Raw genomic sequence first — 13,682 nt, forward strand, 5'->3', positions numbered from 1 at the left:
AGAGCCTGGCCGGGATCGGCTTCCCCGTGCTCATCAGCCAAGGAGGCCTTGGTGGTTTGCCGTCGCCGTTGAGGCTCCTGAGAGTACGCTGCTTCTGTGACTGCTCCTTGCCTATTGGGAAGCCAGCAAGATGCCTGTCACTTCACTGGATTCTATCTTTCTTGCCTGAAAAGCTCTGTAGCGGCTATCCTCTTCCGCCCAAGGTCCGCTAATTGCATATCTGCAGGTTGAAAGGGCTTTTAACTTTATGGCGGCCGGTTCAGGCAGACTCAGCTTGGTAGCGCTTACTGGTTTTGCGGTTCTTCCTCTGGCGTGGTTTCCTCTGTTGGGGGAACGTCTGTGAACACTTCTTGTTCCGGTAAAGCGTTGGTCGGGGCAAAGCTTGCCTCTTCTGAATCAGTCCGGGGCTTGGTTGGGAGTACTTGTCCTTGTGGCATGGTCGTCTATTTTAAGGGTGAAACAATGCGTGTAAGGGGCTGCTAGGGCAGCTATATTAAAAATACATATTAATAATTTAAATGCAAAATATTATTAAAAATTCACAAAGTTCGTATATTTAATACAGTTTACATGGAGGAATACTACGATGGTTAAATATCTAATTATTCCTATTCTTATTCTACTCGGTTCACTTTCCTTACAGGCGCAACCCGGAAACCCTTTTGTCCAGAATTTTCCCCCCGAAGCGTACCAAAGTTCTGCTTTTATCTCCAGCCCCCAGAACTGGGGCATGGTGCAAGATAACCGGGGAATCCTTTATATCAGCAATACCAGTGGAATTTTAGAGTATGATGGCGCCACCTGGCAGATGGTGCAAGGCACGAACTTCATGAGCCGATTCTTTCTCGCCAAGAACAGCGCAGAAACCATCTTTGTAGGTTGTAAGAATGACATGGGCTACCTGGCGCCCGACTCAACCGGCAAAATGCAGTTTGTTTCCCTGTTGCCCCACCTCAAAAAGAAACCCGAAGAGTTTAACGTCTCCCAGGTGGCTACCTTGGGGCAGGAGGTGTACTTCAGCACCGAGAACCGCATCTTCCGGTGGTCCGGGAAAGGCTTTAAGGAGTGGTTCAGCAGCGCTGGCTTCTGGGGTGTTTTCAGGGCTGGCAACCACTTGTACACCATTGACAAGGGCCAGGGGGTATGCGTGTTGCAGGAGGAGCAATGGATAGCCTTGCCCGGTACCAAAGAATTAGGTTCCCAATACGTAATGGCCCTTCTTGCTCTCCACCCAACACCCCTTGCCGGGCAGAACCTTCTCCTGGCCACCTATGCCCACGGCCTCTATACCTACCAAGACAACACCCTCAAGAAATTGACCGTGTTTCCGGCGCACTTTTTGGCGGAAGAGCACATCAGGCATGCCTTGCCTTTGGCAGATGGTACCATTGCCCTGGCTACCCTCTCCAAGGGGGTGGTGGTGATTGACCAGAAAGGGAAGGTGAAAAAGGTGATAGACAAAAGGAGTGGCCTGAATGATAAAAAAGTGTTAAGCCTTTTCCAGGACCGGGAAGGCGGGTTATGGGCGGGCCTGAACATCGGCATCAGCCGGATTGACTATCCTGCGCCCATCACCGTGCTGAATGAGGAAGCCGGCTTTGATGGCATGGTGTATTCCATCCAGAAAAAAGGCGATAATCTATACGTTGGCACCTCTTCAGGGCTTTATGTAGCAGATGAGACAGCCCGGGAGGCGAAGTTCCACAAGTTCCCTCAACTGCAAACCGAGGTCTGGAAAATACTGGACCTGGGGAAGGACTTGCTGGTAGTTGGTACCACAGGGGTGTATGTGCTAGAGGAGAATACGCTGCGCCAGATTTCCCCGGATGGGAATAACGGGAAGTGCCAAAACGTGCACCAATCTGCCAGAAACCCCCGCGTATTTTACGTGGGCACCTCCAAAGGCTTATACAGGTTAACCCATGACAAGGGCAAATGGACGTGGGAAGGGAAGGTGCAAGGGGTGGACCACGATGTCATGTGGCTGGCAGAGGACAGGAACGGGACACTTTGGGCGTCTTGCTCAGACAACATCTCCCTTGTTGATGCGTCACAGGAATTTGGCCTGCAGCCCCCGGTGCAGAACCATAAACAGCCAGATGACTTGGCGAAACAACTGACCCGCCTTGAGGTACACGCCCTCAACGGCAACATTTACCTGGGCACCAGCAAAGGAGTCTACAGTCTGCAGAAAACAGGGAAGGGATTGCAATTAAAGCCAGATAAAACCTTCGGGCACCGCTTTGCCAACGGGTCAAGAGAAGCCATCAACCTTACCCAGAGCCCCAGCGGCCAAATCTGGCTTACCTCTGAGTTCAGAACCGGCCCTCTGAAAAAAAACCAGCAAAACCAGTACCTGTGGGACACCATCTCCCTGCGGAAGATCCCCCGCGTAGATGTCTGGACCATCCATCCGGCCGCTAACGGGGTGGTGTACTTAGGCACTACCAAAGGGATTTTCAGGTATGACCCCTCCGTGCCCAGAAACTACAGAATGCCGCCGCTCATGGTGCTCCGCAAAATTAAGCTGCTGGGGGATTCCATTGTCTTTAATGGGGCGTTTTCAGAGAAGGGCAAAGTAACCTTACAGCAGCCTTCCCATTTCAAGATAACGCTGCCGCACGCCATCAGGTCCATTCGGTTTGAGTTTGCGGCCACCTCTTTGAACACCCCAGAGCAACTCCAATACCGGTATATGCTGGAGGGTTATGACAACAAATGGTCTACCTGGAGCCCGGAGAGGAGAAAGGAGTACACCGGTCTGGATGAAGGGGAGTATGTTTTCAAGGTAATGGCCCGAAACGTGTACGGGGTTGAAAGTGCGGTCACTACCTTTGGGTTCAATTCTATGCCGCCGCTTTACCGCACCTGGTGGGCCTATTGCCTTTATTTTATCCTTTGGATAGGCCTTATCTGGAGTTTTGCCCAAATCAAGCACCGGAACCTGATCGCCTCTAAAAACCGGCTGGAAGAACTGGTGCATGAGCGCACCGAGCAGTTAAAGGCCGAGAAGAAGAAATCAGATGACCTGCTGTTGAACATCCTGCCCGCTGAAACCGCCGAAGAGCTGAAGGCCAACGGCCGTACCCAGGCCCAAAGCTATGACGCGGTTACCGTCTTGTTCACCGACTTCAAGGATTTCACCAAGATAAGCCAGGACCTTACCCCAGAGGAACTGGTGACGGTGATTGACTTTTACTTCTGCGCCTTTGACGGCATCATCTCCAAGTATAACATTGAGAAGATCAAGACCATGGGAGACGCGTACATGTGCGCCGGCGGTATGCCCAACCCAGACGCCAACACCCCCGCCGACGTGGTGAAAGCCGGTATGGAGATTGCGGCGTTCGTGGCGCGGCTAAACCCAGAGAACCGACCCAAAAAGCACCGCCTGGAGATAAGGATAGGCATTCACACCGGGCCGGTGGTGGCGGGCATTGTAGGCACCAAGAAGTTCGCCTATGATATTTGGGGCGATACGGTGAACACCGCGGCCCGCATGGAAACCTGCGGCAAAGAAGGGAAGATCAATATCTCCGGCGCCACCTATGAGTTGATCAAAGACGAGTTCATCTGCGCCTACCGGGGTAAAATTGAGGCCAAGAACAAAGGCGAGATTGACATGTACTTTGTAGAGGCGGTGGCGGAAAAGCCGGTGCTGGAACCGGAACCCGTCCAGGACAGCAACCTGGACGTGGTGCATTGAAAAATAACCTTTGAAAAGGCAGCTACTCACCGGGGGGAAACACCAGAGGCAGCGGGCAACAGGGGAGCAAGAGCAAAGATTCTGACAATCAACATACTACCCACTGGTGGCAGGAAAAGGCGTAGTGTCGGCTTCAAAAAAGCCCATATTTTTTTCAGAAAATTGCGGAACAGGTATTGCAAATAAATAAAAAGTAGTAGTTTTGTGCTCCCTGAAGCAATAAAGGGAGAATTTGATGCGCTGGTGGCGAAATTGGTAGACGCACTGTCTTCAGGTGGCAGCGCCTTCGGGTGTGGGAGTTCGACTCTCCCCCAGCGCACATTATAAGAAAAAAAGCCTTGTAACTCAATTAGTTATAAGGCTTTTTTCATTTAGTGTGAGTAATAGTGTGAGTGAACGAGTAGAAATAGCCAAAGGCGTGCTGGTTTTGTAGTTAATCCTATCTTTCCATAGTTTCTTCAAATAATAGGGAAGTGTGGTAAATAAAAAGGTGCCCCAGCATTTTGCAAAGGCACCTTTTTATTTAGAACTTCTTTTTACACCTAGCCAGCTGGCAATTCATTAGGTGGAGGAGCAGGCAGTTCAACAGCTTTATTTTCTAAAGAATTCATGAAGTTAAAAGCAGGCAATATAATTGGTGCTAATCCTGAATTAAGTGTTAAGGTTGATATGAAGGCTCGTAAAAAAGGATAGGCAATAGCAGGGGCGTTAACCCTTGCGAAATGAGATTCCAAAAATTCTTCATCAACTTCTCTAGTGGAAGCAAAGATTGCAGTAGATTGTGTATTGAGTTCCAAGAGGCCTTGAGAGTCACTGATATAAGCGACAAACCGTATGCCAAAATTTTTGATCTCTTCTATGCCTGGCCTTGTGATAGAAACTGCATGATAATCAAGCTTGAGTTTGATATCCAATGCAGTGCCTTGCGGTATGAACTCTCTATTATTGAGAATTACATTAGTTACTTGAAAAGATTCTAGATTTATAGAAGCTAGGGGTAATCTAGTAGATGAAATAGAATCAGTCATAAATTATGCGGCCATTGCGTAATTACTTTCACCCGCCAATGCTAAGTCTACAAGATAACTTTTTCCTCCTTTAACAGCTTCAGCATGTCTAACTAGGACTGCTGCAGCAAAGGTGATTTCTTGGTGGTTATTAGGGTTTTGGCCGGCATTAGTAATCTGACCTTTGGCTTCATCCATAGACGCAATCCTTCTTCCTAAGTATTCGCTTGCAGGCATACCACTTGCACCATACTCAGCGTAAGAAGCTATTTCTTGCTCAATCTGCTCTTTTGGAGTCTCTGAGAAATACTTATCGAGCAAGGCTAAAGATTTTAATTGTTGCTCTGTCATGATGTATATTCTTCTGGATAAATAATTCTTAAGTCGCGCAAAAGTACCGTGCTTTTCGTGAGTAAACAAATAAAGATTGCGGCGTTCAAATTTGTCCACCCTCTTTTACTATGAACGAACTTTAATGTTTTGTAGTGTTCACTCAAATTCATGTCCACAGCCCTAATCGCTTGATATTCAAATGCCCCCTTCTCTTTTTTATTTATATCAACTAGGTACCTTATAACACCCGCAAGATCTAATTGGTGCAATCCATATTTAGTGATTAAGGCTTCAAGATAAAGCACGTCTCCTCTGTTCCCTACTAAATCTAGCAAAATAGATTCATCTAAAGTCAGTTTAGCCTCACAGATCATATAAGGTTTTTTTATCCTTATCTCTCCCCAAAGATGAGCTAGATCAAGGTTGTTGTCCCAAAAATAGTACCCATCTGTCAGATAGGCCGTTTTACTTTCGCATTTAAAGGGAGCATGGTTTTCAACATGATCAGGATTACCTCTATCTTCTACTGTATGATGACCAATCGTTTCCAAACTGAAAATATATTTGCCTCTAAATGTACACAACCACCTAATCTTTACCAACACCATCCTAAGCATGCTCTTCAAATAAGCTTGCGGAAGAAGGTAGCCTCTTACCTCTCCACGCTAAACACCAGCACCCAGCCGCCACATAGCCATACTGCGCTTTGAACAGCTCCAGTGCACTCCTGAGGCTGCCCAGCACTTAAAATTAGGTGCTCAGTCTCTCGTACTATAGTTACTACCCTAATAAACAATCGAAGAGCTGTTTTACAGAAAAGTATTAAAAACCAAGCTTTTGAGGCAGGCTTCTGGTGTGACACGCTCACCTCAAAAGTGCATGAAGGGGAACGCTCAGTCAGGCGTACTATAGTCTACTACCGTAGTAAACAGCAAAGGTGTAGTTTTCAGAAATGAACCGAAAAGTAGGCTTAAAAGGCAGGCACCTCTCGTGACACGCTTTTCCAAAAAATCATGAGGGGAAAGAGGGGGGTGGCGAGGTCTAAATGTTTTCGTTTCCCCTTTTTAAATGACCGGGGGGGGTTGTTAAGTGTGGGTACCCTCCTTGAACAGGTTCATTGAATATTCCTCAATAGGTATTATAAAACGATCCAAAAAACCGTGAAACGTAGACTTGCTAGGAAAAGGGCAGAAAAGGCACCTCTCTAGTAGCAAAACTACTTTCGCAATTGTCCCTCAGATTTCCACCTTCAAATAAATCGGACGGGAGTTTGTCCAGTCCCCGTGCGAAAATTTAAATTTGCCGATCCGTCACAGGATAATTTTGATTTAGAAGAGGCGAGTTCTTCTAAATCAATAGAAATCGCACAAATAAGTGCATCTTAATAGGTTATAAATCCTTAAAAAAGGCCAAAACCCCGTCCTTTTTTCCGCTTCTCCTAGGCTGCACCTTTGGCCCATGAGAACAAAAGACCTACAGCGACCCACAGAGAGGGTTAAGAAAGTGACAGAATTTTTAGAGATGGAAAAGCGCCTCATTGAACTGGTGAGGCTTGTTTGGCCATGCATTGAATACCTGAAAGATTTTCTGAAGGATACCTAATTCATGATACACATGAAAGCAATACTGCATCAGCGCCCTGGGAACACCTGGACGTTCGAGATTGATTTTCCAGCCTTCACTGATGAACACCTAGTTATCCTGATAGAGGAGGGTATCAAAAACCTAGTATCGACTCAGCTAAGCGAAGCCATAGGAGAGGCCCTGATCATTGGGCCAATGGATGCTGCGAGAATCATGGGGTACAGAACCACCGACCCCGTACACCGGTTTATAGACCTCCCTGACAAGCACCCCTAGAAACTGCACTGCGTTGCCCATTTAGATAAACGCTTTCGCAGGATAAGACTGGCCGAGATCAAACGGTGGGGCATTGCCATGGAGGATCCGCACATTCTCCAGCGCATCTACCAATTCGAGAGGAGAAGCAAAAACAAACCTAATTATAAACAACCATGAATGTAACCATCATAGCGTCTGAGGGCCCCATCTGGGAATTACGATGTGACATACCTGCCTTTACAGATCCCCGCAGATTGGAGAAGATCCGTGAGGAAGCCTATAAAGAAGCTTACATACAGCATTTTACCAAGCAAATGGAGGGCGCTCTTTATCTGACCATCCCACAAGCTTGTGAGCTATTGAATATCAAAACCCCCTCCACTCTTAGGGGTTACGGTAAATTGCCGGTCAAGCACCCCCGATACCTGGAGATAAGCGATTTCGGATCCACATTGCTCCAACGAATCAGCCTTGCCAACTTGAAGGAGTGGGCTGACCGCCTCGGCAAGAAGGAAACCAAGGATAAGATCACCGCCTATGCGGCAAAGCACGCCAAACCTTAGCCCATGGCAACGATTGAGGTAGTTACCCCGGGAGAACTGAAGGCGCTGCTGGAATGGAAGCAACGGGTGGAGAAACGGCTACAGCAGCTGGAGTCGCTACTTGAGGAATGGGTAAGTCAGACAAAAGCCATGAAAGTCACTGGCTTGTCAAAGTCCGGTATCATTGCGGAAAGGAAGCGCCCCGAAACCCTGCTGGTCTACAAGATGGAGGGGGAGACAGGGAAGAAGCCGGTTTACTTTCTTAAGTCCCTGATCGCTTATAATGACAGTAAAACCGTCAGGCGACACAGGGTTTAGCTTGAATGTCTACATTTGATAGCACCCAAATACTACCTGGCAATCTAATCAAATAACCATTTACCAGCTTTAAACAGGGCGAATAGGGCAAGAATCACTAACCCTAGCATTAGCCTTGGTTTCATGCGGTACCAAAGCCAGTCGTTGTAGTCCCAGTCGCGGCGTTCTCAGTTACGCATGCTGTTAAATAAGGGGGTAATCACATGACTGTTAATGGAGTTAGCGCACCTGTAAATAAAGTCTACTTTTGTCACTAACCCAAACCATTTCATTTCTGTTCTTAGGGAAACAATGTTCAACTAAATTCAGAATTAATGAGTTACTTCGCCAAATTGGAGCTTGACTGCTTCCCACAACCTAATGAACAAAGGCTTGATTGGTCTCAGATAAGGCACCTGCTGTGCCGCCGCCTGATGTTCTTGAAATATGACTTTACATCGCCAGATGAAGTGGGTATCATAGATTGGAAAATTCAGCGGATAGATGACCGAAGGCTTGATGTCTTAATTGAATGGGAGCACCTTTCAAGCCCTAGAAGGAGCCCATTACCAAGGTACTTCCAGTAAAACGCGGTTTGTACATGTCCAGGTTTAAGAACGGCTTTAACGATGAAGAAAATGTTATTCCAATACTTGAATGACATTCCCGTTGAAGTCCGCCTTAGCAGAAACAGTGTTCAGCACTTTAGCGCCGTAAGCGTTGTCCCCTCTGAACTTCATATATACCAAAAGATAATCACCTTTATCAAGGTAGCTGGTCTCCTCATGCTCAAAGCTATCAGGGTCATTCATGCTCTTCTTTACCATTTTAACTAGTTGCCTGTGAGACCCGTCCCAACCGCTGAACTGTTTCTTGATCAGTTCTTCCCTTTGTTCGGTAGAGTAGGAGGGTTCTGAGGGTGCGCGCGCAATGCTTTGGGTAAGGTTCGTGCTGGTGGTGTCTACAGTCAAACTTGTATCTGTCTCTAGCACTAAATCAGATGGAAGTACGCCTGCCTCAGCCCGGGCCTTTAATTCGGTTGAGTTCTCAGAGGATGTCTTCTGTTTCACGTTGATAACGAAGCCAATGACCAAAATAATGATCAAGACCTGTACCCAAATCTTTTTGAACCAATCTTTAGATTGAATCTTCATGGTAAATGAATTTGAAATACGATGGTTGCTGCAGATTAACATAAAAGAGCCTTCAGATATCCAAAGGCTCTTTTAAAAACTTAAAATTTTATATCAAACTTCTAAGGCACACTAAAAACCCTATGCTTGAGTAGTAATGCAGATATAAATCCGTTTATAGTTTCAGCACCACCTCCTAATGTGTTGTAAACACCCACCACTCTAGGTGTGATTCTAGTGTTGGAGTCGTATATTTTAGATTTGATAGTCGCCATAGACATAATAGCGTTCTGGACAGTAGTCATGTTGATTTCGCTAGGCATTGGAATTAAAGGAGAAATATCCTCTCCACTAATACCTAAAGTTTGCACAACTAACGTTCCAGTAATTTGTTTGGCACTAGCTGCAGCACCTAATGCAAATAGATTCCCCAGATCTACCTCACCTTCATTAACTCTTATATTAGCAGTTAATCGAATTCCAACCCCTAGATAAACAGGTACAAGTGCATCTGGATCATTTCCTCTTTGTCCAGGTACTAAATTTGTAGTATCCACATGAAAGAGAGTTGCCTTTAAGGTTGGTTTGCCATCACTTGATTTTGTTGGTTCGGATGAACCGGCAGTATACTCCTGGGATAATTTAACTCCGAAAGATTCAGTACTAAATTTAATATAATCAAGTATTACTACATAACTTTTCCCCTTATATCCTGCTTTAGCTGGCCCAAAATTTACCCCTCCCTCTCCAGTAATTTCCCCAATGGCTAACCGCATGGTTTCATCAGGAAGAGCTTGTAATACCCTCTGAGGAAGAGGGAGCGCTTGCGGCCCGCTAGGGGAAGGAGCATACTTGATTATCACAGGTAAAGGATCCATTGGGTGATATCCAAAGGTCTTAGCATTTTCAGGGTCACCTGGTGTTTTTACTGGGAATTTAATACCACAACTAAATGTAAAAAATGCCAACAATAAAATAAGATTTGTATAAAGTAACTTCATAAGATTTAGAAAATTATATTTTGTAGATAATAAAGGGAAAATATAAATAAATCCACAAGAAACATATACCTATAACTAGGTAATTTCCATGCCTTGAAGTGACTGATTATAATTTTAGTTAAACATATTGAACCAACTTTAATTTATTATTAATCATTTTTGAAGGCCCTTGAAATGTCTAGCCTATTCAATCAGCCTCCTATTTAAACAACTATTAGTTCCTGATCAGAAGCTCCCAACTTGCGCATGATGCTAAGGTACTTTTTGGTGGGCTTCCCCGCATACATGGTCCTAAAATGCCTGCTGTACAGCTGCTCATAGAGTTTGTCATGACCGAACTCCCTGGCGAAATACTTGTCCAACTTCCTGCCGTACTTGCTGTAGGTCTGGGTTTCGTACATGCACCCGCCGTATGCCTCCCGGTGCAGGAACCTGTCCCCCACCAGGTACAGAAACCTGCATCTCTTCCCCGTCTGGGGGCAGACGAAGTACCACAGTTCCCCCTTGCCCAGGTTGGAGGGCAGGGTTACCAAGTTCACCCGGTAAGAGATACTCTTGCCTCCCTTGCCGTAGTCCAGCTCCAGATAGCACCCAGTGCAGATATTCACCGTAATGCTAATGCTGCCTGTCTTCCTCCCCTGCCTGCTCCAGGTGACAGTGCCGGTTTTGAAGGATTCAGGCTCCAGGTAGCCCCACTTCTTAAGGTCTGAGACAGAGACCTTTTTAACGTCATCATAGAGTATTGGGGAGCTTCCGTGCCGTGCCATAGGTAAAGGTGTTTATCACTGTTATAACCTAAATCCCTAGGGAATAAGGGGGTTTAATCTTCCTTCCGGATTTGGATCATTCTGAAGCTTTTCCGCTTTCGGGATCTTACTGCCCAAGGCCTTTATGGACTGGGCCAACCCTCTCCCTTTCGGGCTCTCTGCCTCCTGCTTGGTCATGCGGAGGTACCTGGCCATCTTGGCTGAATACTCCTCTTCAAGACAATGTGAATTCATTAAGTCATGCCAATCTATAAATACATAAATTTAGAAGTGCACAATTACAGGTCTAACCTGTTCTCATGGCGTTATAGGCTTCCTTCCTGAGCACTCCCACTAGTTCACGGCCCTCTATTTTGAAAATAACCTCTTGGGTCTGAGCCGCGCCTGGACGGGTGTATGTGTTGTTTGAGGCTGGGCTTTTATAGGTTGGAACAGTCCCGGTTCCTCCTGTTGCTCCTCCACTGCTTTTGGAACCACCTGAACCTGCAAAGGCGGTCAAGGCCACCCCGGCAACGATTGCGGCGGGGCCCAAAGGGTTTGCCAGAATGGTCTGGGCCACCCCCCATTTAACCATAAACATCCCGAACTCCTTTGCGATGTTCTTTAGGCCCTGCTTGAAGCTTTCGAACACGGAAGCCATGTTGCCGAACCCACCTGAAAAGGCATTGCCCAGGGTATCGGCAAACAAGGTAACCCCACTGGAGAGTACCCCGGTTAGGGCGTCGCTCATTGAACCGCCTTGGTCGATCAGTTGCTGCTTCACTGCTTCCCACCCCTCCACATCAACCTGAGGGGGCGGGATGACAGGGGCCTTCACCATCTGCTGCCCCATCGCCTCTATTTCTGCCCGGAAGGTCTCGTGCTGGCTTTTAAGGGTTCCCATGAGGCTCCCGGTTTCCCTTAGGTTCTCGATGTAGGTTTTCCAGAAAGGGTCTGTGTTAGCCAGGGAAGGAGATAGTCTGTCAATCACCTCAGGCAGGCTGTCCAACTCCGCTTTGAAGCGCTGCACCATAGCAGAGCCGGGGCTGAAACCGGCGTTGATCAGGCTCTTGATCCCTGACTCCAGGACACTGCGCCGTCCCTCTACATAACTGTAAGTATCGCCCAAAGCCAGTGAGTATTGGCCGTTCAGGAATAACTCCTTGTTGAGTTCATTTAAGGCGTCCCTCATTTTGGTGTTGGCTACTCCCAGAGACTCAAGGCGGTCAATCTCCACCTGGATAGCTGCTGCCCTGGCGTTGGCGGTGGCCAGGGTCTTCTCATCCGTGGCTCCGGCAATGATATCTTTCTGTTTCTGCAGAAGCTGGTTCTGAATTGCCAGAAGGGAATTGACAGTAGTCTGACCTTTTGTATCAGTCGGCGGAGGTGTGATGGCGGCATACAGGGGAGGCAATCCCTTAAGCTCCCGATATAAGCCCACCAGCGCTTTTCTTTGCTCCTGCAGGGCCTTCAGGCGGGCGGCGTTGGCGGCTTTCTCCTCTTTGGTAAGGTCCACCTTGGTGGTCTGCCCGTAGTTGTTGGACTGGTACCTACCCCCGGTCTTGAGCAGGTTGGTTACTTCCTGGATGGCGCCAGCATTGATGTGCAGTTGCTTGGCCTGCTCTTTCAGGGCGTCGTTCTTGGTAGAGTCCGCAAGGGCTTTCTGGGCGGCTACCAGTTCACGGGCCTTGCCCACGTTGATGTCCATGGCCTTGCCGTATTTATCAAACTGAGTAATAGCGCCAGGAAGGGTATTGGTTACTTTCTCAATGATGGTTTTAAGCTCACCCTGCTCTTCCTTGGTAAGAACACTTTTACCCTTCAACTCTTCGTATCGGGCAAGTAAAGGGTTAATCGAAGTAGTGAGGTTATTTAAGGCAGTCTTTTGTTCCTTATAGGCTTGAGTCGCCTTTGTGGCCTTCTCAGAGCTCACCTCCATGGATTTGGCAATCTTATAGCCTACCACGCCTACGGCAGCCACCGCGGCCACAATGACACCTACTGTTCCGGCAGTACCCAAGAGGGCAACCTTCAAGGCAGCGGCACCCGTGGTGATCAGACCGAACCCGGCTACCACCGTGGGAGCTGCGGCTGCAATGGCGCCAAGTGCTAAGAGTAAAGGTCCGGCTGCGGCGGCCAAGCCAGCCACCACGAAGATGGTCTTCTGCACGGCAGGGTCCAGGTTCCCGAAATCCTCAGCCGCGGCGTTCAGGGCATCCCCCATGGCGTTCAGCTTGCCTTCCACATTGAAGGACTTGTTCAAAGCATCCCCTACTTTTGAAAGGGCCTTTATCCCACCGTCCGCGAAGTTCTCCAGGGCGTTATTAACCCCACCGGTAACCTTCGGAAGTTTGTTTAGTTCGGCAGTGGTTTTTGCCACAAACTCTTCCACCGAGATACCCATTTTCTGCAGCACCTCCGTGTCAGCGGTGCCGAATACATCCACCATGGCCTGCCGGATCTGAGGCACCCGCTCCGCTATCTGGTTGATCTCCTCAGCGGATACCTTACCTTTCGTTGCCATCTGGGAAAGGGCGGTGATAACTCCTTCCAAATCTGCTTTCCCCTTACCTACGGTGGCTAGGGCATTGCCGTAGGCCATCATGGTACCACGGGCCTGCTCAGCGCTGAACTTAACTGCCTGGAGGTTGGCGACTCCCTGCAAGGCTTCTTTCAAACCAAGCCCGGGAAGTTTGGCAACCTCTTGGGTTTTCCTGAGTTCCTCGTTTACATCACCGGCTCCCTTATAGGTGGCAATAAACCCCTTTTCAAGGGCCTGTAAATCACCGAAGGCTTTTATGGAAGCCCCACCCATCAACAGAAGGGGAGCGGTGATATACTTGGTCATTCCCTCACCGGCACTCTTCATGCTGTTGCCAAGGCTTTGGAAATTAGTGGCAGACTTGGAGACCGCTGAACCGGTTTTCCCGGCTGCCTCAGCGGCTAAAGTGGCAGAGGAAACGAAGCGCCCATTGGCTTCCCGTAGCTTCCCAGCAGAATCCACGTACCTACCCGCTGCCTTTTCAGCAACGGAGCCGAGGTTTTGCAAAGCCTGCCCTGCTTTATTTAGACCGG

Annotated in this window: 11 protein-coding genes and 1 tRNA gene; 5 read left to right on the forward strand and 7 right to left on the reverse strand. The window is 48.0% G+C overall.

All coding sequences use genetic code 11. The features are described from left to right. The first annotated feature begins 730 nt into the window (after positions 1-730). Both FOE74_RS21385 and FOE74_RS02945 read left to right on the forward strand, forming a co-directional pair. Entirely contained in the window at positions 731-3,706 is a 2,976-nt protein-coding gene (locus tag FOE74_RS21385; RefSeq protein WP_225840604.1) for an adenylate/guanylate cyclase domain-containing protein, read from the forward strand. 237 nt (positions 3,707-3,943) lie between these two features. Then, positions 3,944-4,025, forward strand: a tRNA-Leu gene (locus FOE74_RS02945). A gap of 223 nt (positions 4,026-4,248) precedes the next feature. Here FOE74_RS02945 and FOE74_RS02950 read toward each other — a convergent pair. Genes FOE74_RS02950 through FOE74_RS02960 form a run of 3 tightly spaced genes read right to left on the reverse strand, consistent with a single transcriptional unit; the run spans position 4,249 to position 5,597 of the window. Continuing rightward, positions 4,249-4,734 carry a protein-export chaperone SecB gene (locus tag FOE74_RS02950; protein WP_149097097.1) on the reverse strand — a complete coding sequence of 162 codons (486 nt, stop codon included), beginning with the start codon at positions 4,732-4,734 and terminating at the stop codon, positions 4,249-4,251. A gap of 3 nt (positions 4,735-4,737) precedes the next feature. Then, a complete protein-coding gene (locus FOE74_RS02955) occupies positions 4,738-5,064 on the reverse strand; it encodes a hypothetical protein (RefSeq protein ID WP_149097098.1) in 327 nt (108 codons plus the stop codon). Then, a complete protein-coding gene (locus FOE74_RS02960) occupies positions 5,061-5,597 on the reverse strand; it encodes a hypothetical protein (protein ID WP_149097099.1) in 537 nt (178 codons plus the stop codon). Before FOE74_RS02960 ends, FOE74_RS02955 begins: the two co-directional genes overlap by 4 nt. A gap of 1,063 nt (positions 5,598-6,660) precedes the next feature. Between FOE74_RS02960 and FOE74_RS02965 the strand changes: the two genes are divergently transcribed. The 3 genes from FOE74_RS02965 to FOE74_RS02975 all read left to right on the forward strand — a co-directional run bounded on the left by FOE74_RS02965 (position 6,661) and on the right by FOE74_RS02975 (position 7,748). Further along, positions 6,661-6,906, forward strand: a complete 246-nt coding sequence (locus tag FOE74_RS02965; protein ID WP_149097100.1) for a hypothetical protein — start codon at positions 6,661-6,663, stop codon at positions 6,904-6,906. A 155-nt stretch (positions 6,907-7,061) separates the two neighbouring features. After that, positions 7,062-7,451: a hypothetical protein gene (locus FOE74_RS02970; RefSeq protein ID WP_149097101.1), complete on the forward strand. Its 390-nt coding sequence runs from the start codon at positions 7,062-7,064 to the stop codon at positions 7,449-7,451. Positions 7,452-7,454: 3 nt separating this feature from the next. Beyond that, positions 7,455-7,748, forward strand: coding sequence for a hypothetical protein (locus FOE74_RS02975; RefSeq protein WP_149097102.1), 294 nt, complete (start codon positions 7,455-7,457; stop codon positions 7,746-7,748). A 620-nt stretch (positions 7,749-8,368) separates the two neighbouring features. Here the strand turns inward: FOE74_RS02975 and FOE74_RS02980 are convergent. The 4 genes from FOE74_RS02980 to FOE74_RS02995 all read right to left on the reverse strand — a co-directional run bounded on the left by FOE74_RS02980 (position 8,369) and on the right by FOE74_RS02995 (position 13,656). Next, a complete protein-coding gene (locus tag FOE74_RS02980) occupies positions 8,369-8,881 on the reverse strand; it encodes a hypothetical protein (RefSeq protein WP_149097103.1) in 513 nt (170 codons plus the stop codon). A 101-nt stretch (positions 8,882-8,982) separates the two neighbouring features. Beyond that, entirely contained in the window at positions 8,983-9,861 is an 879-nt protein-coding gene (locus tag FOE74_RS02985; protein WP_149097104.1) for a hypothetical protein, read from the reverse strand. A 203-nt stretch (positions 9,862-10,064) separates the two neighbouring features. Then, entirely contained in the window at positions 10,065-10,628 is a 564-nt protein-coding gene (locus tag FOE74_RS02990) for a hypothetical protein (RefSeq protein WP_149097105.1), read from the reverse strand. A gap of 286 nt (positions 10,629-10,914) precedes the next feature. After that, positions 10,915-13,656: a tape measure protein gene (locus tag FOE74_RS02995; protein ID WP_225840605.1), complete on the reverse strand. Its 2,742-nt coding sequence runs from the start codon at positions 13,654-13,656 to the stop codon at positions 10,915-10,917. Positions 13,657-13,682 lie beyond the last annotated feature (26 nt).

It is taken from the genome of Rufibacter glacialis (genome assembly GCF_008271745.1).
GTDB lineage: Bacteria > Bacteroidota > Bacteroidia > Cytophagales > Hymenobacteraceae > Nibribacter > Nibribacter glacialis.